Below are 25,700 nucleotides of genomic sequence, written 5' to 3' on the forward strand. Positions count from 1 at the left end.
GCGCGACGGTGCTGCCGGAGACGAGGATGCGCGACCATGCCGACGAAGCCGACGCACGCCGCAACGATGAGCGCGGCGGCGGATCGCGACCGGCGGATCGATCACAGCCTGTCGGCGCTGCTCGTCCTGCAAGGCGTCACATTGTTCGTGGTCGTGCCGATGGCGCAGGGCTGGTCGTCCGGCCGCAGCCTGCTCGACGCCTGCCACCTCGCCTTCGCTTTCATCTGCGTCACCGTCTTCACCCGGAACCGGCTGTCGCGGGTGCTGCTGATCGTGTCGATCGCGTTGCTGACCGCATGGCCGGCGTTCGGGCGGGTGGTGTCCGCCTCGCTCCAGCTCGACGCCACCGAGCAGCACGAGGCGATCGCACTGGTCGCCTTCCTGTTCAACGTCGCGGTGACTGCGGTGGTCGCGCCGCACGTTTTCGCCGCCGGGCGGGTAACCGCGCATCGCATCCGCGGCGCGGTGCTGCTCTATCTCAACGTCTCGGCGTTGTTCGCGATCGCCTATGGCGCGATCCAGATGCATGCGCCGGGCGCCTTCGGCGGTAGCGGCTTCGATCCGCACAGCGCCACCAGCGCGAATGCCGCTTTCACCTATTTCAGCCTGGCGACGATCACCACCACCGGCTTCGGCGACATCGTGCCGGTGGCGCCATTGGCACGCAGCCTCGCCAATCTGGAATCGGTGATCGGCCAGCTCTTCCCGGCGACGCTGCTCGCGCGACTGGTCGCGCTGCATCTTGCGCATGAGGACCGCGGCTAGCGCCGCGCGACTGCCGCCTCCACCCCCGCCAGCGCGGCACGACGCTGCGCGTCGAGCGCGTCGATCGTCGTCGCGGCGAGATCGAAATGCAGCTCGTGCATCTCCATACCGGAACGATACCCCTCCGGCCAGACCGCGGTCAGCGCGAAGCCGCAGCGGCGGAAGAACGGCGCGACCAGCGGCGAGGTATCGACGGTGACGTAGCGGGTCGGCGGCTCGGCGTAGCGTGCGACGTGCGCCAGTCGCTCGAACAGCAGCAGCCGGCCGAGCCCGCAGCGGTGGAAGCGTCGCGCCGCCATGCCCCAATAGAGCAGCGCCTTGTTGTAATGGTCCCAGATCTCATAGCCGCCGAACGCCGCCGGGACGCCGTCGACGGTGACGACGAACCCCGGACCGTCGGGCTCGTCGAGCGTCTCCTCCAGCCAGCCGCGATCGCCGGCCCCGAAATATTCGGGCAGGTTGGAGTCGAAGATCGCCAGCACCGCCGCCCGATCCGCGGCCTCGTAGCGGCGGACCGCGACCCGGCTCATGCCGCCGCCTGCCACAGCGCGACCGTCTCGATCGCCTCGCCATCGTCACGCGTCCAGCAGCGCGACATGCCCTCGCAGCGGGCGGTGGCGTGCACCGGGTCGATCACCTCGGTCTCGATCGTCTCCGGGGCGATGCGGCGCGGCTCGCCGACCAGCTTGGCGTGCGCTTCCTTGATCGTCCAGCGCCGCAGCCAGGCACGCGGCTGCACGAGCGGGTCGAGCCGGCGCAGCGCGCGCCCTTCCCGTTCGGTCAGCATGTCCCACAGGGGCGGCGCGTCGTCGACCAGTTCGCGATCGACCGCGATCGGCCGGGTGGCGACACCGATCAGGCAGTGTGCGCCGCGATGCGACAGGCCGACGTACCAGCCCCCCGGGCTCGCGACACGCGGCGCGCCCGCGACGGTGCGCGCCAGCCGCACCTCCTCGACGCGCCGCCGCGCCAGCCGCGCCACCAGCGCCCGCGCGAGGTCCTGCCGCGCCGCCGCATCCCGCGCCGCGGCGCGCCACACCACCGGCGCCGCCCCGTCCCAGTCCAGCGCCGCCAGCGGCCCGTCGTGCCAGTGCGGCGTCATCCGCCGGTCGCGATCCGGGCGGGGCTGCCCTCCCAATTGGTACCGTCGGGCAGGGTCTCGCCCTTCATCACCACCGAAAGATCGCCCAATTGCGCGTCGGCGCCGATCTCCGCATCGTACAGCACGATCGCCAGCGAACCGATCGTCGCGCGGTCGCCGACGCGGATCGGGCCGACCTTCATCACCCGGTCCTCGAACAGATGCGTCTGGAGCCCCGCGAAGTCGTTGAGCGCGACGTCGTCGCCGATGGTCACCAGATCGTGCTCGGTGAGGTCGGTGGTGTCGATATAGCAGCGCTTGCCGATCTTCGCCCCCATCAGCCGCAGGTAGACGGCGATCCACGGCGTCCCGCGCAACGGTTCGAGCAGATTGGCGACCGCGAGATTTTCGTAGGTCGCGGTGACCAGCTCGCTGCGCCAGACGAAGGTGCTCCACAGCGGCGCGGTGGTCGCCTTGTAGCGGCCGGCGACCAGCCATTTCAGCGCCAGCACGAAGCCGCCGCAGGCGAGGCAGAAGCCGACGTAGAGGAACGGAAAGGCCAGGCCGATCACCAGCCCGCCGCGCTCGAGATCGTCGAGATCGCCGACCACCGACAGCAACAGGCTGAAGAAGACTAGGAAGGCGGTGAGCGACAAGGTGGTGCGCACCGCCTCGATCGACAGGCGCGTCGCGATCAGCCCGCGCGACGGGTTGAAGCGCGCGCCCTCGTCGAACATCGTCGCGACCTGGCGCACCGGCAGCTTGAACGCGGGCGAGCCGAACCAGGTGCTGCCGCTCTCCATCGCCAGCGCCGGGTCCTCGGGCGGCTTGGAGAGCACGCCGATCAGCACCTCGTCGCCGATCTGCGCGCCGCTCGGCAGCAACGCCGAATTGCCGATGAAGCTGCGCCGGCCGATGCGGGTGTGCGCCAGCTCGATCGTGCCGTGGCCGATCCGCGCCGCGCCGAAGATGACCGAATCGGCGATGAAGCTCTCCGCGCCGATCTCGACGAGGTCGGGGACGATCGCGCTGGCGGTGGAGATCTCCGCCCGCCGCCCGACCTTGACGCCCAAGGCGCGATACCAGGGGATGACGTAGAGCGTCGCGAAGATCGGATGCAGCAGCCGCAACGCCAGATCGTTGATCTGCTTGACCAGCCAATAACGCACGTAGAACCAGCTATCGAGCGCATAGGTGGCGGGCGCGACCTTGCCGAGGATCAGCCGCTTCGCCGCGACGGTCAGCACGCACATCATCACGACATAGGTCGTCGCGAGGAACGGCGAGACGAGCACATAGGCGTAGCCGGTGGTTGCCCAGTCGAGCTCGATCAGCGCGATGAGCCCCGGCGCGATCGGCAGGATGGCGATGATCGGCAGCATGAACGCGCCGAGCAGCAGCCCGAGCAGCGGCCCGAGCGGTTCGCGCACTTCCCGCTGCGGCCGCGCCGGGACGTCGCCGGCGAAGGCCGCGGGCGATCCGGTCCAGCGTTGCCGCGCCGGGATGACCGCATCGGTCGGCAACGCCGACATGTCGTCGAGCACCGCATCCTCGCCGAGCGTGGCGTTGCGCCCGACCACCGCCTGCGACCCGACGAACGATCCCGGCGCCAGCGTCACCGTGCCAAGGCGCAGCAGCCCGCGCTCGACCGAGCTGGTGGCGAGCACCGCCTGGTCGCTGATGATCGCATCGTCGCCGACCTCGAGCAGGTCGGCGGTATCGATGACCCCGGTGCCGATATGGACGCGCGCGCCGATGCGTGCGCCGAGCAGCCGGTAATAGCCGCGGATCATCGGCGTGCCCGCCAGATAGGGCGTGGCGGTGACGCCGATGATCCGCCGGATCAGCCACCAGCGGAAATAATAGAAGCCCCACAAAGGGTAATCGCCCGCCTTGAAGCGGCCGACGATCAGCCATTTGAGCGCGATCGACAGGAACATCGACGCGATCGGCACGATCGTGAAGAACAGGGCGCTGAGCACGAGCGCGCTGATCCGGTCGACCCGCCCGGCGAGATGCGTATAGGCGATATAGGGCGAGAACCATTGCAGCCCGGCGAGCGTGTAGATCGGCAGCAGCGCCACCGTCTGCGCCGCGACGCACAGCCGCCGCTTCCACGCCGCGATATGGTGGAAGCTGTCCGCCTGCTGCACCGCGACCGCCGCGCTGCCGCCGACGCGCAGCGCCAGCGCGCGGATCGTCGGCGCGGCATAGACGTCCTCGAGCGACAGGCCCTGCAACCCCGGCACCTTGCGCGCGGCGGAGACCAGCCGCGCGGCCTTGAGCGAATGGCCGCCGAGATCCTCAAACAGATCGTCGAGCACCGAGACGGGCTGCGGCGCGAACGCCTCCGCCCAGACGCGGTGCAACGTCTCCTCCATCGGCGTCGCCGGCGCGACGATCGCGCGATCGGTGGTGACGGTGATCGCCGGCTTGACCAGCGCCTTGCGGTCGACCTTGCCCGAGGCGGGCAGGGTCGGCAGCGCGGCGAGCGTCTGATAGGCGGCGGGGCGCATGTAATTGGGCAGACGTTCGGCGACGAGCGTGCGCAGCCCGGCGAGATCGATCGTCTCGTTGGCGCGCGCGACGAGGAAGGCGGCGAGGAATTCGGCGCCGTCGTCGTCGTTGAACAAGTGCACGACGACCTGCGCGACGCCCGGCCATTCGCCGATCACCGCCTCGATCTCGGCGAGTTCGACGCGAAAGCCGCGGATCTTCACCTGCGTGTCGATGCGGCCGACGAAGTCGATGTCACCCGCCGCGTCGAGCCGGACGAGATCGCCCGACCGGTAGATCCGCTCGGGACCGCCCGACACCGTGTCGAACGGCGTCATCGTGAACTTCTCGGCGGTGAGGTCGGGCCGGTTGACGTAGCCGACGCCGACGCCGGGGCCGCCGATCACCAGCTCGCCCTCCTGCCCCGCCGGCACCGGCTGCAACGCCCCGTCGACGATCCAGGCGGTATAGCCGGGCAGCGGCTTGCCGATCGTGATCCGTTGGCCGGGCTGCACCTCGGTCCAGGTCGCGGTGACCGAGGTCTCGGTCGGGCCGTAGGTGTTGAGCAGCCGCAGCCCCGGCCGGGCGAGCCGCCGCGGCAGGTCGGGCGGACAGGCCTCGCCGCCCATGTTGATGAGGCGCAGCGTCGGTACCGGATGCTCGACCAAAGCGATCAGCGACGGCACGACGTGCCAGATCGTCGCCCCCGCCTCGGCCAGCGCGATCGCGACGTCGGGGCCGCTGGTGGCGAGCGCCTCGGTCGCGACGAGCAGCCGCGCGCCGACGAAGAAGGCGCTCCACATCGTCTCGACCGACATGTCGAAGGCGAGGCTGAACCCGCCGAACACGACGTCGGCGGGGTCGAGCGCGAGGATCGCACTTTCCGAGCGGACGAGATGGCAGGCGTTGGCGTGGGTGATCATCACCCCCTTCGGCCGCCCGGTCGTGCCCGAGGTATAGATGATATAGGCGAGGTCGTCCGGCACGCTGCCGGTCTGGTCGCGGCCGAGCGGACCGATCGGCTCGGCGGCGAGGTCGCCGAGCTCTGCGTCGATCGCCAGCGTCGCGCCGGCGATCGTCTCGGCGCGGCTGGTGACGGTGAGCGTCAGCGCGGCACCGCTGTCTTCGATGATATAGTCGATCCGGTCCTGCGGATATCCCCAGTCGACCGGCACATAGGCGGCGCCCGCGCGCAGCACGCCGAGGATCGCCATATATTGGTCGAGCCCGCGCGGCAGGCAGAGCACCACCCGGTCGCCGCGGCCGATGCCCATCGCGCGCAGCCGCTGTGCCAGCGCGAGGCTGCGCCGCGCCAGCATGTCGTAGCTCCAGCTGGTGCTGCGGCCATATTCCTCGCTGGCGCCGATCAGCTCCAGCGCAACCGCGCCGCCGCTGCGCCGGCCGGTCGCGTCGAACAGTTCGTGCAGCAGTTCGTCGCGTGCATAAGGCTCTTCGGGGCGCAGCGCCGGGGCGGGCGCGATCGACGCCTGGATGGTGTGATCCGCCGGCGCGATGTCGGGAGTCGTCATAGAATCTGCGTGCATCCCAACGTCTCAATCCTTCGTTACGATCGTAGCGGGTGTCAGAACCACGCGGCGATGCTGAGCGCGACGCCGATCGCCGCGAACAGCCCCGCCCCGCCGAGCAGCCAGCGCCGCCGGGTCAGCGCGCTGATCGAGGCGAGCGCGATGCCGACCTGCAGGAAGGTCATCGCGATCGCCAGCTTGGTATGCGGGCGCAGCGCGCGCCGGGATTCGGCATCCGCCTCTTCCGACCGGCGGTCATACGCTTCCGCCGCCGCACGCAGCGCTTTGCCGCGCCTCGCGTAGCGGGCGGCGTCCGCGGCATAATCGTGCGTCGCGGCCGGTACCAGCACGGCGCTGGTCTCGGCGAGATGGCGCTTGAGATCCTCGGCCTGATAATAGGCCCAATTGTCGGACGCGCGCGCCTTCATCAGCACCGCCTCGTTCTTGTAATAAAGCGCGTCATTCTGTTCGTGGCCGCCGAGGAAGCTGATGATCGCGCCGAGCGTCGCGAGGATCGCCGAAAACAGCGCGATCTTCTGGCCGAGCGGTTCGTGATGCGCGCGTTCCTCGACCGCATCCTCGTGCGCGCCGCGCACCTCCCATTCCTCTTCGCTCATGACCGGTCCGCCGTCCGTGCCGCGCCGACGGCGGCCTCGTCGATATGCTCGCGCACCGCCCGCCCCGACAGGAACACCTCGGTGGCGAAACAGGCGAGCGCGGCGATCGCGGCGACCAGCGCCGCACCGAACAGGCCGAACAATACCGTCGCGGTGCCGGTGTCGCGCAGCACGCCGAAGAAGATCGTCGCCGCCGCGCAACAGGTGAGGCCACCCGCCAGCGCCGCGCTCAGCACCGCCGCGTCGAGCACCTGCGAGCGCAGCCGCAGCCGTGCGAGTTCGGCCGGCGCGCCCTCCCCCTTCGCCTTCAGCGCGTGGATGCGGTCGAGCACCCGCCCGAGCCGCGTCGCGAACACGTTGAGCAACGATCCGACCGCGGTGAGCAGGAAGATCGGCGTGAGGGCGAGCTGGATGACATGCGCGGCACTGTTCAGCGGTTGCGACATCATCGCGATGCGACCCCGTCGCGATCGGAAGCCGCGCGTCGATCCCGCCGCGACACCGCGTCTATCCTCATCCCCGTCCTCACCGGCCTCGTCATAACGGACATAACGACCCTGATCTATATTGGTCCCGCTCGTAACGCCGGTCGGCAGGCGATTTCTTGGCGCCGCCGCTTTGCGGCCGTCGCGGTTTCTCCGGCATGAACCATCAGCGCCGCGTCGCGCCGCGGATCAGGTCGCGCGCCTCCTCGCTGGCGGCGGCGGTCGTGGCGTCGCCGTGCACGATATCGTCGGCGAGCAGCATGAGTTGGTGGCCCGTCACCGATCCGCTGTCGGCGACCTCGCCGAGCGCCAGCCCGCCGTCGCGCGCGATCGCCGCATCCCATCCGGCGCGGACGATCGCCCAATAATCGTGGGTCTTCGCCCAATAGTCCTCCGCCGCCGCGACGGGAAAATCACGCGCCGGGACATAGCTGTTGACGACATATTCGTGGACGAAGGTCGCCGGTCGACCGTCCTTGCTGCCGATCTTGGCATTGTCCTGCTCGTGCACCCAGCCGTTCGGCGTCAGGACATGGCGATTGGTGCCGAGATAATGGTCGTAGGGCACGCCGCGCGTCGCATCGCGGCGGGCGAGCGGACGGCGGGTCTCGTCGCTGGTCCAGCGGGTCGCGCCATCGTCGTAGCGCCAGCGACCGATGCCGCCATAGCGGGGGCTGTCGTCGGTCTGCCACACCGTCTGCGACCAGGCGCCGCGCCGTTCCGCCTCGGGCACCGGGCGCAGCGTCCAGCGACCGGGCGCGACATAGGTCAGCACGTGCGCCGGCTGGAACGTCCAGTCCTGCCGCCAATGCTTGATCACCATCGTCTTGCCGTTACCGTCCGCGACGACCAGCAGGTGCTGGAGCACGACGTGATCCGGCGTATCGACGATCGCACGGACCAGTTCGTGCCCGCCGCTGATCTTGGCGGGATAGGGCGTGTAGCCGGCGACGAGCGGCGTCGTCTCGCGCATGTCGAACGTCACCTTGAAGGTCCCGGCCATCGCCAGGATCGCGGCATGATCGCGGGCCTGGTCGCCATAGTCCGCCTGCACCGCCGCCGCCGCAGGCCGCGCCGCGGCGGCATCCGGCCACGCCGCGAATGCGACCACGATTGCCGCGATATGGCTGCTCCGCCGACCACCGATACCGATCATCGCTTTCCCCCTTTTAGATCGGGATCAGTTAATGCGAATCAATAGCGCCGGCAAGGTGGACGGGGGATCGCTTTGCCTGTTCCAGCGCGAACGGGATCGTGCATAGTGGGCGCCATCGACACAGGGGGATCGTCATGACGCTGCGCAACCGGATCGTGCTCACCATCGCCACGCTGAGCGTCCCGATCGCCGCGGCGGCGCAGACCGCCGCCGCCCCGGCCCTGCGCCCCGACCAGCAGCGCTTCCGCGCGCTCTATCAGGAACTCGTCGAGACCGACACGAGCATCACCACCGGCAGCTGCACCGCGCTCGCCGACAAGGTCGAGACGCGGCTGAAGGCCGCAGGCTATACGGACAGCGCGATCACCCGCTTCGCCGTGCCGGATCACCCCAAGGAGGGTGGCCTCGTCGTGGTGCTGCCGGGTTCGTCGCGCACCGCGAAGCCGATGCTGCTGCTCGGCCACATCGACGTGGTCGTCGCCAAGGCGGAGGATTGGACGCGCGACCCGTATAAGATGGTCGAGGAGAACGGCTATTTCTACGGCCGCGGCACGTCGGACATGAAGGCGATGGACGCGATCTGGATCGATACGCTGATCCGCTTCAAGCAGGACGGCTATCGCCCCAAGCGCACTATCAAGCTGGCGCTGACCTGCGGCGAGGAGACGAGCTGGGCGTTCAACGGCGCCAAATGGCTGGCGCAGAACAAGCCCGACCTGATCGCGGCTGAATTCGCGCTCAACGAGGGCGGCGGTGGCCGCTCCGACGGCAAGGGCAATCTGGTCATCGCCAACATCCATGTCGGCGAGAAGGCGGCGGTCAATTACCGGATCGAGGCGACCAATCCGGGCGGGCACAGCTCGGCGCCGGTGCGCGACAATGCGATCTACGAGCTGGCCGATGCGATCGGCAAGGTGCGCGACTACGACTTTCCCGTGCAGATGACCGACACCACCCGCGCCTATTTCCGCATCGCCGGCAAGGCGCGCGGCGACGCGATGGGCGCGGCGATGATGCGGGTCGCCGCCGATCCGACCGACAAGGCGGCGCTCGCGATCGTCGATACCGACAAGAGCTACCATTCGATGCTGCGCACCACCTGCGTCGCGACGCTGCTCGACGGCGGCCACGCCAACAACGCGCTGCCGCAGCGCGCCGGCGCCAACGTCAACTGCCGCATCTTCCCCGGCATGTCGGCGGAGAGCGTCCGCGTCGCGCTCGAAAAGGTCGTCGCCGACCCGAAGATGACGGTGAAGCAGGTCGACGATCGCGGCCCCGCCGCGGTGCCGCCGCCGCTCGATCCCAGGATCGTTCAGCCCGCCGAACGGCTGCTCGCGCGTTATTATCCCGGCGTGCCGCTCGCGCCGATGATGTCGACCGGCGCGACCGACGGCATCTATCTCGGCGCGATCGGCATCCCCTCCTACGGCCCGCCGGGCCTCTATGGCGATCCCGACGGCAATGGCGCGCACGGGCTCAACGAACGCGCGATCGTCAAGGCGGTCTATACCGGGCGCGACTATCTGTACGATCTGGTCAAGGCCTATGCGGGGTGAACCCGCCCCACATTGTCTCTTCCATCGTGCGGGGGTGCGGGTAAAGGTCTGGCCGATCACGAGAGCCTGCAGGATCCTACCGCCCCGATGTCGGCCTTACCCGCGATGCACCGCACCCCCGACGCCGCGCACGACTTCCTGACCGGCGGCGGCGCCTGCGCCAGACTGATCGGGGAACGTGATTGGTCGGCGACGCCGCTCGGCCCGATCGCGCGGTGGCCGCAAAGCCTGCGCACCGCGACCGCCATCCTGCTGCGCTCGCCGGTGCCGATCGTGATGCTGTGGGGCGAGGCCGGCGTCATGCTCTACAACGACGCCTATTCGGCGTTCGCCGGCGGCCGCCATCCCGAGCTGCTCGGCTCGGAGGTGCGGCTGGGCTGGCCGGAGGTCGCCGACTTCAACGACAACGTCATGAAGGTCGGGCTCGCCGGCGGCACGCTCCACTATCACGACCAGGAGCTGACGCTGTACCGCCACGGCCGGCCCGAACAGGTCTGGATGGACCTCGATTATTCGCCGGTGCTCGACGAGAGCGGCACGCCCGGCGGCGTCATCTGCATCCTCGCCGAAACCACCGAGCGCGTCGCGAGCGAGCGGCGCACCGCCTTCCTGCTGGCGCTCGCCGACGCGCTGCGTCCGCTGGACACACCCGATGCCATCACCCGCCTCGCCGCCGAACGGCTCGGCGAGCGGCTCGACGCCAGCCGCGTCTTCTATGCCGAGATCGTCGACGGCCGGATGACGGTCGCCTGCGACCATGCGCGCGGCGTCGCCTCGATCGTCGGCGACCATTCGCTCGAGGCCTTCGGTCCCGATCTGCTCGGCGCCTATCGGATCGGCACGCCCGTCGTGGTGCGCGACGTCGGCGGCGACCACCGGCTGGGCGTCGAGGCGCGCACCGGCCTGACCGAGCGGCAGGTCGGCGCCTTCATCGACGTCATCCTGTTCGAGGGGACCGGCCGGGTCGGGCTGCTCGCCGTCCAGTCGGCGACGCCGCGGGTCTGGACGGCGGCCGAGGAAAGCCTCGTCCAGGAGGTCGGCGAGCGGGTCAAGACCGCGGTCGAGCGCGCCCGCGCCGAGGAAGGCCTGCGCCGCCTCAACGAGACGCTCGAGGAGCAGATCGCGCTGCGCTCGGCGGAACGCGACCGGCTGTGGACCCTGTCGCAGGACATGCTGGCGCGCGCCGATTACGCCGGGATGATGTCGGCGGTCAGCCCGGCCTGGTCGCGCCTGCTCGGCTGGACCGAGGCGGAGCTGCTCGCCCGCGGCTATGCCAGCTTCATGCATCCCGACGACCAGGCGCATACGCTGGCGGCGATCGGCCGGATGGCCGAGACGCGGCGACCGACCCGCTTCGAGAACCGCATCGCGACCCGCGACGGCGGCTGGAAGGATATCGAATGGACCGTCGCGCCCGAGGCGGACGGGGTCAATTTCGTCGCGGTCGGCCGCGATCTCAGCGACAGCAAGGCGCGCGAGGCGGATCTCGAGGTCGCGCGCGAGGCGCTGCGGCAGAGCCAGAAGATGGAGGCGATGGGCAGCCTGACCGGCGGCGTCGCCCATGATTTCAACAATCTGCTCACCCCGATCGTCGGTTCGCTCGACATGCTGGTCCGCAAGGGCATCGGCAGCGATCGCGAGCAGCGGCTGATCGGCGGCGCGCTGCAATCCGCCGAACGCGCCAAGACGCTGGTCCAGCGCCTGCTCGCCTTCGCACGCCGCCAGCCGTTGCAGCCGACCGCGGTCGACGTCGCGCGCGTGGTCGACAGCATGACCGGGCTGATCGGCTCGACGCTCGGCCCGATGATCGAGGTGCGCGTCGATCTCGCCGATCTGCCGCCGGCCAAGGCCGATCTGAACCAGCTCGAAATGGCCCTGCTCAATCTCGCGGTGAATGCGCGCGATGCGATGCCCGACGGCGGCGCACTGACCATTTCCGCGCGGCGGGAGAGCGTGCGCGAGCGCGACGTGCGCGGGCTGGCGCGCGGCCATTACGTGCGGCTCAGCGTCCGCGATACCGGCGTCGGCATGGATGCCGAGACGCAGCGGCGCGCGATCGAGCCGTTCTTCTCGACCAAGGGCGTCGGCAAGGGCACCGGCCTTGGGCTGTCGATGGTCCACGGCCTCGCCGCGCAGCTCGGCGGCGGGCTGACCATCGAAAGCGCGCCGGGTCAGGGCACGACGATGAGCCTGTGGCTGCCGATCAGCGCGATCGCGGTCAACCGGGAGGATGCGTCCGCTGAGTTCCTTCCCGCCGCCCAGGGCCTGGGAACCGCGCTGCTGATCGACGACGAGGAGCTGGTCCGGCTGAGTACCGCCGACATGCTCGCCGAAATGAGCTATGTGGTGGTCGAGGCCGCCTCCGCCGAGGAGGCGTTGCAGTTGCTCGATGCCGGCCTGACGCCCGACATCGTCGTCACCGATCATCTGATGTCGGGGATGAGCGGCGCGCAGCTCGCGCGCGCGCTCAGGCACAGCCATCCCGGCCTGCCGGTGCTGATCGTCTCGGGCTATGCCGAGGAGGACGGGATCGATGCCGCCATTCCCCGCCTGACCAAGCCGTTCCGCAACGCCGAACTGGCCGCCAGCCTGTCGGCGCTGACCGCCTCCGCGCTCGGCGGCTGACCCGGCGGTCGCGCGTTGCGACGGCGCGTGCGCCCGATCGCATGACGCGGGGAACATGGCCGCGCCTCATCCGCTGTGGGGGCTCCCCCGGTTAGGATGTTCGGCAATGGAAATGCGCAAGCTCGGCTCGCAAGGGCTCGAAGTCTCCGCCCTCGGCCTCGGCTGCATGGGCATGTCCGAATTCTACGCCGGTCGCGACGACGAGGAATCGGCGGCGACGATCCACCGCGCGATCGACCTCGGCCTCACCTTCCTCGACACCGCCGACATGTACGGCGTCGGCCGCAACGAGGAACTGGTCGGCCGGGTCGTCCGCGAACGGCGCGAATGGGTCGTGGTCGCGACCAAATTCGGCAACGTCCGCGGCGCCGACGGCAGCTTCCAAGGGATCAGCGGCCGCCCCGATTATGTTCGTCAGGCGTGCGACGCGAGCCTGCAGCGCACCGGGCTGGACGTGATCGACCTCTATTACCAGCACCGCGTCGATCCCGACGTGCCGATCGAGGAGACGGTCGGCGCGATGGCCGAGCTGGTGAGCGCGGGCAAGGTCAAGTATCTCGGCCTGTCGGAGGCCGCGCCCGAGACGATCCGCCGCGCGCATGCGGTGCATCCGATCACCGCCTTGCAGACCGAATATTCGCTGTGGACGCGCGATCCCGAGGGGGCGATCCTGCCGACGGTGCGCGAGCTCGGCATCGGCTTCGTCCCGTACAGCCCGCTCGGCCGCGGCTTCCTGACCGGCCAGTTCCGCCGCCCGGAGGATATTCCCGCCGACGATTATCGCCGCGACAATCCACGCTTTCAGGGCGACGCCTTCGCCAGCAACCTGGCGCTGGTGACGGAGATCGAGACGATGGCGCAGGAGAAGGGCTGCACCGCCGCGCAGCTCGCGCTTGCCTGGGTGCTGGCGCAGGGCGACGATATCGTGCCGATCCCCGGCACCAAGCGCCGCCGCTATCTGGAAGACAATATCGGCGCGCTCGACGTGACGCTGACCGACGACGACCGCGCGCGGGTCGACCGCATCCTGCCGCCGGGCGCGGCGACCGGCACGCGCTATGCCGCGCCGCAGATGGCGTCGCTCGGCCGATGAGCGCCGCGGCAGCCGCCTTCGCACCCGGAACGGTCGCGGTGGTTACCGGCGCGGCGGGCGGGATCGGCCTCGCCGCCGCGCGGCGCTTCGCCCGCGAGGGCATGCGGACATGCCTCGTCGATCGCGAACGGGGTGCGCTCGACGCGGCGGTGGCGACCATCCCCGGCGATACGGTCGGCATCGCCTGCGACGTATCCGATCGGCAGGCGGTCGAGGCACTGGCGGCGGACGTCGCCGCGCGGTTCGGCGCGGTGTCGGTGCTGATGAACAATGCCGGGGTCGGCGGCGGCGGCGATGCGCTATCCGACCGCGGCGGCTGGGACCGGCTGCTCGGCGTCAATCTGTTCGGCGTGCTCAACGGCGTGCAGGCATTCGTCCCGGCGATGATCGCACACGGCGGGCCGGCGCTGGTGATCAACACCGGCTCGAAACAGGGCATCACCCAGCCGCCGGGCGACACCGCCTACAACGTCAGCAAAGCGGCGGTGAAGGCGCTGACCGAAGGCCTCGCGCATACGTTGCGCACGCAGACGGGCGACCGCGTCGCCGCGCATCTGCTCGTGCCCGGCTTCACCTGGACCGGCATGACCGCGCGCGGCCGCGGCGACCAGCCGCCCGGCGCCTGGTCGCCCGATCAGGTGGTGGACTTCATGATGGCCGGCATCGCCGCCGGCGATTTCTACCTGATCTGCCCGGACAATGAGACGACGCCCGAACAGGACCGGCGCCGGATCGCCTGGGCGGCGGGTGACCTGATCGAGAACCGCCCGGCGCTGTCGCGCTGGCACCCCGATCATGCCGCGGCCTTCGCGGCCTATATGGAGGACGGACGATGAAGGTCGGTTTCATCGGACTGGGCCGGATGGGCGCCGCCATGGCGCAGAATCTCGTCACCGCCGGGCATCAGGTCACGGTGTGGAACCGCTCCCCCGACAAGGCCGGGCCGCTGGTCGCCGCGGGCGCGAGGCTGGCCGCCAGCCCGGTCGAGGCGGCGCAGGGCGAGGTCGTGATGTCGATGCTCGCCGACGACCATGCGCTGGCGGCGGTGACCTTCGGTCCCGACGGCATCGCCGGCGGCCCGGCGCTGCACGTCTCGCACAGTACGATCGGCGTCGCGATGGCCGAGCGGCTCGCCGCGGAGGCGGGCGCCGGCGGCTTCGTCTCGGCGCCCGTCTTCGGCCGCCCCGCCGCCGCCGAGGCCGCGCACTTGTTCGTCGTCGCGGCCGGCGCGGCGGCGCATCTCGACCGCTGCGCGCCCTTGTTCGAGGCGATCGGCCAGCGCACCTTCCGCGTCGGCGATACGCCATCTGCTGCCAATCTCGTCAAACTCTCGGGCAACTTCATGATCATGGCCGCGGTCGAGGCGATGGCGGAGGCGATGACGCTGGCCGACAAGGGCGGCGTCGATCGGCGCACCCTGCTCGACGTGCTGACCGGCACGCTGTTCGATGCGCCGATCTACAAGATCTATGGCGACTTCCTCGTCGAGGATCGCTTCCGCCCCGCCGGCTTCACCGCGCCGCTCGGCCTCAAGGACATGGGGCTGGTCGATGCCGCAGCGACCGCGTCGCGCGTGCCGATGCCGCTGCTCGGCATCGTCCGCGACCATCTGCGCAGCGCGATCGCCACCGAAGGCGAGGACGTCGACTGGGCCGCTGCCGGGCTGGCGGTGCGCCGCGGCGCCGGACTGTCCTGACGCCGCCGCCTTCACCCGATCCCGATCCGGAGACGTTCATGTCCATCGATTTCGACCGTAGCGACGCGCTGCACCGTCCACCCCTGGGCCAGACGCATGCGCCGACCGGCAAGCCGCTGATCGTCACCCCGACCTTCGTCAGCCGCGTCGACGATACCGCCCGCGGCGACCGTCCGCAGGATTCGGGCTCGGCGAAGAGCCGGCACGGGCACGAGGTGCATCTCCCTAATTGGCGCCCGCACGCGCTGGCGCTGGAGAGCGACCCCAATCTCGCGTTCGAACATTGGGACGAATATTGGCGCAAGGTCCACGGCCCGAAATTCGCCTGGGACGAGCCGGGCAGCTCGTCGGAGCGCGTCCTACGCTACGACCAGATCCACCGCGTCGCGAGCGGCCCCTCCTCCGCCTTCCCGCCGCCCTATCGCGCGATGGTCGACGAGCACGGCCTGCTGCCCGCCGATCCCTGGCAGCGGGTGCCCGCCTTCGTCCGCCCACGATGGGACGGCCTCGCCTATATCGCTTATGCCGAGGAAGCCGACATCGCGCGCACGCTCGATCAGGACAAATTCGCCAAGCGGATCATCGCCGACGAACAGACCGCCTTCCGCATGGTAACGCGCGAGATCACCCGCGAATATATCCTGATCCCCAGCGAGCGGCATCGCGACGCGGTCAGCTTGGTCAAGATCCACATGCGCCGCCCCGATCTGTCGCGCGAGGAGTTCCAGGAGCGACTGCTGCGCGAGCATGCGCGGCTGGTGATGGCGCAGCCGGCGACGGGCGAATTCGTCCGCCGCTATGCGCAGCTCCATAACATCGGCTCGACGCAGAAGGACCCGGAGGGCAGCAAGATCGATGCGGTGTCGATCTTCGCCTTCGCCTCGATGAACGACGTCGAGGATTTCCTGGCGAGCAAGGATGGCGCGACGATCGCCGCGGCGGAGGCCGATCTGCTCGGCGAAGGCTCGGAATATTGGACGGCGATCAACTACAGCGTCATCAACCGCCTCCACCCGGAACGCGCGACGGTGTTCTGACCTTCCGTCGGCGGCGGATCAGCGACGGACGAAGTCCCAGACCTTTGAGATGACGACCGAGCCTTCGCCGACCGACGAGGCGACCCGCTTGACCGATCCTGCGCGCACGTCGCCGACGGCGTAGATGCCGTGGCGCGACGTGGCGTAGGGCGAGGCGGCGCCGGCGTCCGCGCCGGTCAGCACGAAGCCCTTGTCGTCGAGCGCGACCAGCTCCGCCAGCCAGCCGGTGTTGGGCGCCGCGCCGACCATCACGAACATCGCGCAGGTCTCCACCCGCCGGTCGCCGGCCTTGTCGCGGATCGTCACCGCCTCCAGCCGGTCGTCGCCGTGCAAGGCGGCGACATGCGCGCCATATTCGATCGTGAGCGCCGGATCGGCCTGCAGCCGGCTCGACAGATAGTCCGACATCGACGTCGCGAGACTGTCGCCGCGCACCAGCAGCCGGACGTGCCGCGCGCTGCGGCTGAGGAACATCGCCGCCTGCCCGGCCGAATTGCCGCCGCCGATCACCACCACCTCCGCCTCGCGGCAATAGCGTGCCTCGGTCTCGGTCGCGGCATAATAGACGCCGGCGCCCTCGAGGTCGGCGAGCCGGTCGAGCGGCAGCCGGCGGTATTGCACCCCGGTCGCAACCACCACCGCCGTGGCGCGCACCCGCTCGCCATTGGCGAAGGTCGCGCAGAACTGCGCGTCGGGCAACGCTTCCAGCGTCGCGACCCGCCGCGGCATCACGAAGCGCGTGCCGAACTTCATCGCCTGCACCTCGCCGCGCCAGACCAGATCGGCGCCGGAGATCCCGGTGGGAAAACCCATGTAATTCTCGATCCGACTCGACGTGCCCGCCTGCCCGCCGATCGCGCATTCGTCGACGACGAGCGCGCGCAGCCCCTCCGCACCGGCATAGACCGCCGCCGCGACGCCGGCCGGGCCGGCACCGACGATCAGCAGGTCGAACGCCTCATGCTCGGGCAGGTCGCGGTCCAGCCCGAGCAGCCGCGCGACCTTCTCCGGCGTCGGCTCGGTGACGATCAGGTCGCGCCCGTAGAGCACCACCGGCGTGTCGGCGGGCGTCCCGCAGCTCACCGCCACCCGCGCGGCATCGGCGCTGCCGAGCGGATAGGAGCGGTAGGGCATGCGGTTGCGCGCGGCGAACTCCGCTACTCGCCGCACGTCGCGGTCGACTTCCTCGCCGACCAGCACGAGCATGCCCGTCCCCCCGTCGAGCTGCCGCCGACGCCGCGCCGCCAGCACGGTGATGACGATGTCGGACATTTCGGGGATCTCTGCCATCAGCCGCAGCATGTCCTCGCGCGGCACCTCGACGACGCGGGTATCGGCGGCGGCGCGCATCGTCATCGACCAGCTGCCCCCCGACAGCAGCGAGATCTCCGCCATGAACTGCGTCGGCCCCAGCGTCGAGGGCACCAGCCGGTCGCCGGTGAACGGATCGACCACCTCGATCTCGCCCGCCTCGACATAGACGAACCGGTCCGCCGGATCGCCGATCGTGGCGAGCAGCTCACCCTTGCGATAGCGACGTTCGGTGCCGGTCGCGCGGATCGCGCGGACATGGCCCGGCTCCAACGGAATGCGCTGCATCTCGTTGAGATCGCGTCCAATCGTTTCCATCGACCCATTCCCCAATCGCGCCCAAGCTAAAGGCGCCCGCCCGCCACCGCAACGCCGTCGGCGCAGGCTCGCGCGTCAGCGCCGGCGCTTGTAGACCGGCGCCGCATTGGCGCTCTCGGCGGCGGCGAGCAGGCGCCAGCGGTCGAACCGCTCACGGGTCAGCGTACCCGCCGCGATCGCCGCCCGCACCGCGCATCCCGGCTCGTTGCCGTGCGCGCAATTGGAGAAGCGGCAATCCGCCGCGGCCAGCGCGAAATCGTCGAACACCTCGGCGATGCCCTCCGCCGCCTCCGACAATTGCAGCTCGCGCATGCCGGGCAGGTCGAGCAGCCAGCCGCCATGGTCGAGCCGGTGCATCCGCCGCACCGTCGTCGTGTGGCGGCCGGTGTCGTCATGCGCACGGACCGCCTGGGTGGCGATGCTGTCCGAGCCGCGCAGGCTGTTGACCAGGGTCGACTTGCCGACGCCCGACGAGCCGAGGAACGCCACCGTCCGGCCGATCCCGCACCACGCCGCCAGCCGCGCGACCTGCGCCGGCACGCGTCCGTCGACCGTCTCGATCGCCAGATCGGGTTCGATCGCGCGGATCGCCTGGACGAAATCGGCCACCGTCTCGGTCAGGTCGATCTTGGTGAGCACCACGACCGCCTCCACCCCGACGTCGCGGGCGAGGACGAGATAGCGCTCCAGCCGCGCGACGCTGAAATCCTGGTTGCACGAGGCGACGATGAAGACGGTGTCGACGTTGGCCGCGATCATCTGCTCCTTGCGGCCATCGCCCGGCGCGCGCCGCTTGAACAGATTCTTGCGCGCGAGCACGCGGACGGGCAGCAGCGTGTCGTCGGCGATCAGCAGCCAGTCGCCGACGGTCGGATGATCGTCGGTCGGTCTGGCGCCCTGTACGTAGGGAGAGACGAGCCTGTCGAAGCCGGCGCCGACGACTTCGACCTGACCGCGATGCACCGCCATCACCCGCACCGCATGGGTCTGCGTCGCCTCCGCGGCCGAGAGCTGGCCGGCGAAATGATCGTCCCAGCCGAGCTCGCGCAATGTCTGATCAGTCGCATTCATAACGTTTGCAGCAGCATCCTTCCCGGCGCGGACCCCGCATCGGTCATGCACGATCCTGCCCGGACCGTCATGCGCCTTCGTCGCCGCGCCCGCGCGATCAATAGGCCACCGACAGCGACCAGGTCACCAGCGGGATCACCGTCCCGGTCTCGCCGTCCGGCCCGCTGAGCGCGGCGAGGCGATCGTCGCGAACCAGCGCCAGCGCCTCCCAGCGCATCGTGCCGTGCGTCGTGCCGAGCAGGAACGGCGCCTCCAGCGCCGCCCCGGCGCTACCGAACAGGCGGTCGCCGCTCTGCGCACCGTAGAAGCCGCGCCAGCCCGTCCCGACCGCGAGCGGCATACTGAACCGCGGCGCGCGTTCGCCGTTGCCGAGATCGACGCCGGGTTCGATCGCCGCCTGCGCATAGACGCCGCCATCCCCCTTGGTCCGCGTCGTGACGACGAAGGTCGGCGAGATGCTGCCGAAGCCGTCCTTGCCGGCATAGGCCAGCGACATGCTGGCCTCGTGCGTCGTGCCCGATACATGGTTGGGGCTGGTCTTGATCGTATAGACCGCGGCAGTCCGCAGCCCCTGCAGCGGTGCGAAGACCACAGCGGCGAGGTTGTTGCTCTCATACCAGGCGCGCGGCGTGCGCGTCTCGCTTCGGTTCGGCGCGTGAAAGCCGTTGGAGGAACGCAGCACCAGCCAGCTCGTCGTCTTGCCGTCCGCGCCGCGCGACAGATCGATCGCCCCGCCGACCTGCGCATGGACGGGCAAACGGGCGAGATCCGCGCGATCGTCATCGTAATTGCCGCGCGCGAAATCGCCGTTGCGCGCATCGACGGAAAACATCGGGTGGATCCAGCCGTCGCCCACGTCGGCGCTGCCCAGCGTGGCATCTTCGGTATCGATCGTCGGCACCGATTGCGCGCTCACCGCTGCACTCGTCAGCCCGGCGCAAACGATCCAGGCACAGCGGCTTGCTCTTCGGAATATCCGTCTCATCATCGGCTGGTAACTGGCAGGATCGGGGTCCGTTGCGTCACCGGCAAATAATCCGCCCAGTCGTCCCCTGCCCCGGACAATCGCGATCGACGTTTATACGGCAGAATAGCTTGCCCATATCTTTGCCGGCCGGGAACGGATCGTCGTGCGTTGCGCTGTAGCCTGATGAGCGCCAATACACCGTCAGATCGCGCCGCGCGCGACGAGGGCAATCCGCGATCGACGGCGAAGCTGTTCGGTCACCCCCTGCATCCCATGCTGGTGCCGTTCCCGATCGTCTGCTTCATCGGCGCGTTGATCACCGATCTCGCCTATCTGGGTTCGGCCAACGTCCAGTGGAGCAATTTCTCGATCTGGCTGATCACCGCCGGACTGGTGATGGGCGGCCTCGCCGCGCTGACCGGGATCATCGATTACGCCGGCGATCGCCGCGTCCGCGCCGCACGCCCGGCGACCCCGCATATGATCATCAATCTCAGCGTCTTCGTGATCGAGATCGTCAACGCCTTCGTCCACAGCCGCGACGGCTGGACCAGCGTGGTGCCGACCGGACTGACGCTGTCGGTGATCTCGGTGCTGTTGCTCGGCATCAGCGCCTGGCTCGGCGGGTCGCTCGTCTACAAGCATCGCGTCGGGGTCCGGTCGTGACCGCCGCCCGTACGATCCTCGCCGGCGCCGCCTCCGCGCTGGTGCTGGCGCTCGCCGGCTGTAACGACGGCGGCGCCAAGTTCGATCGCAACAGCCAGATCGGTCCCGATCCGGTCCTGCCCGCGCCGCAGCAATATCTGGTACCGCCGATCCATGTCGCCGAAGTCGTCGGCTGGGGCGCGAACGAGACGCCCACCGCGCCGGCCGGCCTGCGCGTGCAGGCATTGGCGCGCGATCTCAACCACCCGCGTAACATGCTCGCGCTGCCCAATGGCGACGTGCTCGTCGTCGAATCGCAGGGACCCAATCTCGATCCGATCACCCGTCCGAAGAACCCGATCGTATCCTGGGTGCAGAAGCGCGCCACCGGCCAGAGCGGCGCCAAGCCCAAGGGCGCGACCAACCAGATCACCCTGCTCCGCGATGCCGACGGTGACGGCGTCCCCGAATTGCGCACCGTCCTGCTCGGTCATCTCAACTCGCCGTTCGGCGTCGTCTTCGCCGACGGCTATCTGTACGTCGCGGCGACCGACGCGGTGCTGCGCTATTCCTATGCGCTCGGCCAGACGCGGATCACCGCGGCGCCGGTGCGCCTGACCGAATTGCCGGGCGGCCCGATCGACCATCATTGGACGAAGAGCCTGACGCTCAGCCCCGACGGCACGCTGCTGTACGCAACGGTGGGGTCGAACAGCAACATTACCGAAAACGGCATGGAGGCGGAGAAGAACCGCGCCGCGGTCTGGGAGATCGATCGTGCGACCGGCCGGTCGCGGGTGTTCGCATCCGGATTGCGCAATCCGAACAGCCCCAATTTCTATCCCGGCACCAACACCTTGTGGGTCGTCGCCAACGAGCGGGACGAATTGGGGCCGAACCTCGTCCCCGACTATCTGACCTCGGTGCGCGAAGGCGGCTTCTACGGCTGGCCGTATAGTTACTATGGCCAGCACGTCGATCCCCGCGTCATGCCGCAGCGTCCCGATCTCGTCGCGCGCGCGATCCCGCCCGATTATGCGTTGAGCAGCCATGTCGCCGCGCTCGGCCTCACCTTCTACACCGGCAGCAGCCTGCCCGCGAAATATCGCGGCGGCGCATTGATCGGCGAACACGGCAGTTGGGACCGCGACGAGCTTAACGGCTATAAGGTGATCTTCGTCCCGTTCACGAACGCCCGTCCCTCCGCCAAACCGCAGGACTTTCTGTCCGGCTTCCTGACCGCGGACGGCAGCAAGGTGCGCGGCCGCCCGGTCGGCGTGACCGTCGACCGCACTGGGGCCGTGCTCGTCGCCGACGACGCCGGCAATGTCGTGTGGCGGGTATCCGCTCCGCGCTGAACAGGTGACGCGCGGCCGGCCGAGCCGATGCCAACCCGCATTGCCGCACTGACGGCATGGTGTCGCGTGGCTGTCGCATCCCGGATCCGCCCGATATAGCGGCACCGGCAATGCGCCCGGCAGTCTGGCCGAAGCTGTTGCGCCGAAAAGGAAAACACGGATGATCGATCGCCGTCTGTTCTGTCTGGGCTCCGCTGCGACGCTGGCCTTGTCGCGCGGTGCCTCCGCTGCGGCGACCACAGCGGCCGGTCCAGCCGATGCGGCATTGACGCACCTGCTCGACCAATTCTACCAGACCGCGCTCGACGAAAGTCCGACGCTGGCGACGTCGCTCGGCGTCGATACCGGCACGCGGGCGGCGGCGAAGCGCCGGCTCGACGACGCGTCGCCGGCCGCCCTCGCGCGGCGCAAGCGCGTGGTGACGGAGCAGCTCGGCCAGCTCCGCCGCATCGATCGCACGCAATTGAGCGCCCCGGCGGCGATCAACTACGATGCCGTCCTCTACGACACCGAAGCGACCGACGCCGCGGATCGCCGCTTCGCTTATGGCGGCACCGGTGCCGGCAGCCCTTATGTCCTGTCGCAATTGAGCGGCGCATATTCGGGTACGCCCGACTTCCTCGACAGCCAGCATACGATCGCGACCGCGGCGGACTGCGAGGCCTATCTGTCCCGCCTCGACGCCTTCGCCGTCGTCATGGATCAGGAGATCGAGCGCGTCCGCCACGATGCCGGGCTTGGCGTCGTCCCGCCCGATTTCGCGATCGATGGTGCGCTGGCGCAGATGAAGGTGCTGCGCCAGCCCGCCGCATCCTCGACGCTCGTCACCTCGCTCGCGACCCGCGCGCAGGCGAAGGGGATCGCCGGCGACTGGCAGGCCCGCGCCAGTGCGATCTACGACAAAAGCGTCGTCCCCGCGCTCGACCGGCAGATGGCGCTGCTCACGACGCTGCGCGCGAAGGCGGTGCACGATGCGGGGGTCTGGCGGCTGCCCGATGGCGACGCTTATTATGCCGCATCGCTGCGCGCCGCGACGACGAGCGATCTGTCGCCCGATGCGGTCCATCAGATGGGGCTCGACGTCACGCGGGAACTCAGCGCGCGCGCCGACACGCTGTTCGGCAAGCTCGGCATGACCAAGGGCACCGTCGCGGAGCGCTACGCCGGCCTCTTCAAGGACCCGCGCTACCTCTATCCCAACACCGACGCCGGCAAGGCCAAGGAGATCGCCGACCTCAATACGCTGGTGCAGGCGATGCAACGGCGGCTGCCGTCCTATTTCGCGACGCTGCCCAGGACGCCGCTCGAGATCCGCCGCATCCCCGCGGCGACCGAGGCGGCTTCCTCGACCCATTATACGGAAGGAAGCCTCGACGGCACGCGCCCCGGCATCTACTGGCTCAACCTGCGCGACACGGCGGAGGCGCCGTTCTGGGACATGCCGACGACCACCTTCCACGAAGGCGTCCCCGGCCATCATCTCCAGCTCACGCTGCAGCGTGAATCGGCGCTGCCGTTGTACCGCAAGATCCTGTTCTTCGGCGCCTATATCGAGGGTTGGGCGCTCTACGCCGAACAGCTCGCCGACGAGATGAACTTCTACAAGGACCAGCCGGCCTGGGAGCTCGGCTATATCCACGACGCGCTGCTCCGCTCCGGCCGGCTCGTCGTCGATACCGGCATCCACGCCAAGCGCTGGAGCCGCGAGAAAGCGATCGCGACGCTCAGCGGCATCGACGGCGACCCCATCTCGCTGTCGACGCAGGAGATCGAACGCTATGCGGTCTCCCCCGGCCAGGCGAGCAGCTATATGGTCGGCAAGGTCACCATCCTGCGTCTGCGCGAGAAAGCGAAGGCGGCACTCGGCGCGGGCTTTTCGATCGGCCGCTTCCACGACGCCATCCTGCTCGCCGGGGCGCTGCCGCTCAAGGTGCTGGAAACGCGGGTCGATGCCTTCATCGCCAATGGCGGTCGCGCATAGGTCGAGGCGGACGACCGGCGACGCGTCGCGATGCGCCGCGGCGTCGCCGGCGTCGTCGCGCGCGGCATCGAACACGATAACGTCGTCGCTATTTGGGAGCCCATCATGCCCGTCGTTCCATTCACGATTGCCGTGCCCGAAGCCGAGCTCGAAGATCTGGCACAGCGGCTTCGCACGGTGCGCTGGCCCAGCTCGTTCGATGCCGACGGTTGGGACGACGGCGCAAGCTTGGCCTTCATGCGACGCCTGGCCGATTACTGGCTGAACCGGTTCGATTGGCGTGCACAGGAAAGACGGCTCAACCGATTGCCGCAGTTCAAGACGACGATTGACGATCAAGAGATCCATTTCGTTCATCGGCGGGGCGTCGGGCCGGCGCCGCTGCCGATCATCGTCACCCATGGCTGGCCGGGGTCGTTCGTCGAGATGGAACGCCTGATTTCCCTTCTGGCGGATCCCGGCGCGCATGGCGGCGATCCTGCGGACGCCTTCGACGTCGTCGTCCCTTCGCTGCCGGGTTACGGCTTCTCGCCTGCGCCCACGCGACCAGGTGTGAGTTCGCGGGAGATCGCAATGCTATGGCAAAAGCTCATGCTTCGGCTCGGCTACGATCGGTTTGGGGCACAGGGCGGTGACATCGGCGCCGGCGTGTCGACCTGGCTCGCCCGGCTGTTCCCGGACAGCGTGCACGGCATCCATCTCAACTTCGTCCCGGGCAGCTACCGTCCGCCCTTGGGCGGCGACGCACCCCCCATCACGCCCGACGAGCAAGCGTATCTGGATCATGTGGCGGCATGGTCGGCGGACGAAGGCGCTTACGCGGCTCTCCATGGCACGAAGCCGCAGACCCTGGCCTTCTCCCTCACCGACTCCCCCATCGGGCTGGCCGCCTGGGTGACGGAGAAGTTCAGATCGTGGAGCGACTGCAACGGCGATCTCGAAAGCGTCATATCGCTCGACGACCTTCTCACCGACATTTGCCTCTACTGGTTCGGCAACGATCTCAACGGGTCGCTTCGTCTCTACAAGGAAAACCGGCGCCGCCCGCTGGTCTTTGCCCCGACCGAGCGGATCCGTCCTCCGCTCGCCGTCGCGGTGTTTCCGCACGAAATCGCGATGCCTCCCCGCTCCTGGCTCGACCGCGTTTTTCATGTCCAGACCTACACCCCCCTCCCCACCGGCGGACATTTCGCCGCGTTGGAGAAGCCCGAATTGCTGGCTGCTGATATCCAGGCTTTCTATCGATATATGAGGCCACCCATCATCGACTGATAAATAGTTGAGCAGAACTGCGCGCAACGCCGTGCTGCATTCACTTGCATTACATTGCACGTCGTTGCTGGTCATTTTGTACCGACCATCATCGAGTATAATCGTGGTTACGATTGATCGCTTCGATGGCAGATAGAGGCTATTCTGGTTAAAACGCCGCGTATCGAGGCCACCGAGATAAGTGATGCTGCACTGCATCGCCGGGACCAGCATCTCGAACTCGATGTCACTGAGCACTGAACAATTGCAACGATATCGCCATTGCTACCGATACGTTTCGGCTTGGCGTTGCCGGCCTTGATGAACGCCGACGCAGATGAGCTGTGGCAATGCTGACCGCAGCACCGGTTCCCGGTAGTGTTACAGCGGCGATCACCTCCATCCCAACGAAGCGGGCTATCGGGCGATGGCAGACGCAGTCCCGCTGCGTCTGTTCGGCGCGAGCGCCGTACGAGCCCATCGGTGGAGATGACCACGGTGATGTGCCCCAAACGCAGAAAGCCCCGGCTTATCGGCCGGGGCTATCGTGGAATTTGGTTGCGGGGACAGGATTTGAACCTGTGACCTTCAGGTTATGAGCCTGACGAGCTACCGGGCTGCTCCACCCCGCGACAGGGTTGTGACGCGAACGCCCCCGCTGTTTG

General features: G+C 68.9%; 20 protein-coding genes and 1 tRNA gene. 11 read left to right on the top strand and 10 right to left on the bottom strand.

Annotation, left to right across the window (positions count from 1 at the left end; all coding sequences use genetic code 11):
- Positions 1 to 36: 36 nt before the first annotated feature.
- Entirely contained in the window at positions 37 to 765 is a 729-nt protein-coding gene (locus FFS23_RS13230; RefSeq protein WP_171009485.1) for a potassium channel family protein, read from the top strand.
- Here FFS23_RS13230 and FFS23_RS13235 read toward each other — a convergent pair.
- The 6 genes from FFS23_RS13235 to FFS23_RS13260 form a co-directional block, all read right to left on the bottom strand.
- Positions 762 to 1,295 carry a GNAT family N-acetyltransferase gene (locus FFS23_RS13235; protein ID WP_137898968.1) on the bottom strand — a complete coding sequence of 178 codons (534 nt, stop codon included), beginning with the start codon at positions 1,293 to 1,295 and terminating at the stop codon, positions 762 to 764. The two genes, FFS23_RS13230 and FFS23_RS13235, sit on opposite strands and share 4 nt — an antisense overlap.
- Positions 1,292 to 1,867 carry a 4'-phosphopantetheinyl transferase family protein gene (locus tag FFS23_RS13240; protein ID WP_137898969.1) on the bottom strand — a complete coding sequence of 192 codons (576 nt, stop codon included), beginning with the start codon at positions 1,865 to 1,867 and terminating at the stop codon, positions 1,292 to 1,294. Before FFS23_RS13240 ends, FFS23_RS13235 begins: the two co-directional genes overlap by 4 nt.
- Positions 1,864 to 5,871, bottom strand: a complete 4,008-nt coding sequence (locus FFS23_RS13245) for a Pls/PosA family non-ribosomal peptide synthetase (protein WP_137898970.1) — start codon at positions 5,869 to 5,871, stop codon at positions 1,864 to 1,866. The genes FFS23_RS13240 and FFS23_RS13245 overlap by 4 nt, the downstream gene beginning before the upstream one ends.
- 53 nt (positions 5,872 to 5,924) lie before the next feature.
- A complete protein-coding gene (locus FFS23_RS13250; protein ID WP_038661712.1) occupies positions 5,925 to 6,485 on the bottom strand; it encodes a DUF4337 domain-containing protein in 561 nt (186 codons plus the stop codon).
- Complete coding sequence (locus FFS23_RS13255) at positions 6,482 to 6,934, bottom strand: DUF2721 domain-containing protein (protein ID WP_245640885.1); 453 nt, start codon at positions 6,932 to 6,934, stop codon at positions 6,482 to 6,484. The genes FFS23_RS13250 and FFS23_RS13255 overlap by 4 nt, the downstream gene beginning before the upstream one ends.
- A gap of 202 nt (positions 6,935 to 7,136) precedes the next feature.
- A complete protein-coding gene (locus FFS23_RS13260; protein WP_137898971.1) occupies positions 7,137 to 8,126 on the bottom strand; it encodes a DUF6607 family protein in 990 nt (329 codons plus the stop codon).
- A gap of 134 nt (positions 8,127 to 8,260) precedes the next feature.
- Between FFS23_RS13260 and FFS23_RS13265 the strand changes: the two genes are divergently transcribed.
- The 6 genes from FFS23_RS13265 to FFS23_RS13290 all read left to right on the top strand — a co-directional run bounded on the left by FFS23_RS13265 (position 8,261) and on the right by FFS23_RS13290 (position 16,133).
- Complete coding sequence (locus FFS23_RS13265; RefSeq protein ID WP_137898972.1) at positions 8,261 to 9,682, top strand: M20/M25/M40 family metallo-hydrolase; 1,422 nt, start codon at positions 8,261 to 8,263, stop codon at positions 9,680 to 9,682.
- 87 nt (positions 9,683 to 9,769) lie between these two features.
- Entirely contained in the window at positions 9,770 to 12,307 is a 2,538-nt protein-coding gene (locus FFS23_RS13270; RefSeq protein WP_249340677.1) for an ATP-binding protein, read from the top strand.
- A gap of 106 nt (positions 12,308 to 12,413) precedes the next feature.
- Entirely contained in the window at positions 12,414 to 13,400 is a 987-nt protein-coding gene (locus FFS23_RS13275; RefSeq protein WP_137898973.1) for an aldo/keto reductase, read from the top strand.
- A complete protein-coding gene (locus FFS23_RS13280) occupies positions 13,397 to 14,236 on the top strand; it encodes an SDR family NAD(P)-dependent oxidoreductase (RefSeq protein ID WP_137898974.1) in 840 nt (279 codons plus the stop codon). Before FFS23_RS13275 ends, FFS23_RS13280 begins: the two co-directional genes overlap by 4 nt.
- The gene (locus tag FFS23_RS13285) at positions 14,233 to 15,096 is read left to right on the top strand and encodes an NAD(P)-dependent oxidoreductase (RefSeq protein WP_137898975.1); all 864 of its coding nucleotides are present in this window, start codon (positions 14,233 to 14,235) and stop codon (positions 15,094 to 15,096) included. The genes FFS23_RS13280 and FFS23_RS13285 overlap by 4 nt, the downstream gene beginning before the upstream one ends.
- Before the next feature lie 38 nt (positions 15,097 to 15,134).
- Positions 15,135 to 16,133 carry an EthD domain-containing protein gene (locus FFS23_RS13290; RefSeq protein WP_137898976.1) on the top strand — a complete coding sequence of 333 codons (999 nt, stop codon included), beginning with the start codon at positions 15,135 to 15,137 and terminating at the stop codon, positions 16,131 to 16,133.
- An 18-nt stretch (positions 16,134 to 16,151) separates the two neighbouring features.
- On the opposite strand, the gene FFS23_RS13295 is transcribed toward FFS23_RS13290, so the two are convergent.
- The 3 genes from FFS23_RS13295 to FFS23_RS13305 form a co-directional block, all read right to left on the bottom strand.
- A complete protein-coding gene (locus FFS23_RS13295) occupies positions 16,152 to 17,762 on the bottom strand; it encodes an FAD-dependent oxidoreductase (protein ID WP_137898977.1) in 1,611 nt (536 codons plus the stop codon).
- A gap of 75 nt (positions 17,763 to 17,837) precedes the next feature.
- Positions 17,838 to 18,833: a ribosome small subunit-dependent GTPase A gene (rsgA, locus tag FFS23_RS13300; RefSeq protein WP_137898978.1), complete on the bottom strand. Its 996-nt coding sequence runs from the start codon at positions 18,831 to 18,833 to the stop codon at positions 17,838 to 17,840.
- Positions 18,834 to 18,930: 97 nt separating this feature from the next.
- Positions 18,931 to 19,749, bottom strand: coding sequence for a hypothetical protein (locus FFS23_RS13305; RefSeq protein ID WP_212742977.1), 819 nt, complete (start codon positions 19,747 to 19,749; stop codon positions 18,931 to 18,933).
- Positions 19,750 to 19,983: 234 nt separating this feature from the next.
- Here FFS23_RS13305 and FFS23_RS13310 point away from each other — a divergent pair, with 234 nt between their 5' ends.
- From FFS23_RS13310 to FFS23_RS13325, 4 genes are all read left to right on the top strand, one after another.
- Positions 19,984 to 20,466, top strand: coding sequence for a DUF2231 domain-containing protein (locus tag FFS23_RS13310; protein WP_137898979.1), 483 nt, complete (start codon positions 19,984 to 19,986; stop codon positions 20,464 to 20,466).
- Positions 20,463 to 21,803 (top strand): PQQ-dependent sugar dehydrogenase, encoded by a 1,341-nt coding sequence (locus FFS23_RS13315; protein ID WP_137898980.1) that lies wholly within the window; start codon positions 20,463 to 20,465, stop codon positions 21,801 to 21,803. Before FFS23_RS13310 ends, FFS23_RS13315 begins: the two co-directional genes overlap by 4 nt.
- Positions 21,804 to 21,963: 160 nt before the next feature.
- Positions 21,964 to 23,784 (top strand): DUF885 domain-containing protein, encoded by a 1,821-nt coding sequence (locus FFS23_RS13320; RefSeq protein ID WP_137898981.1) that lies wholly within the window; start codon positions 21,964 to 21,966, stop codon positions 23,782 to 23,784.
- A 30-nt stretch (positions 23,785 to 23,814) separates the two neighbouring features.
- Positions 23,815 to 25,056, top strand: a complete 1,242-nt coding sequence (locus FFS23_RS13325) for an epoxide hydrolase family protein (protein WP_212742978.1) — start codon at positions 23,815 to 23,817, stop codon at positions 25,054 to 25,056.
- 534 nt (positions 25,057 to 25,590) lie between these two features.
- On the opposite strand, the gene FFS23_RS13330 is transcribed toward FFS23_RS13325, so the two are convergent.
- Positions 25,591 to 25,667 (bottom strand) — tRNA-Met (locus FFS23_RS13330).
- Positions 25,668 to 25,700 lie beyond the last annotated feature (33 nt).

Source organism: Sphingomonas sp. 2SG, assembly GCF_005503285.1.
GTDB lineage: Bacteria > Pseudomonadota > Alphaproteobacteria > Sphingomonadales > Sphingomonadaceae > Sphingomonas > Sphingomonas taxi.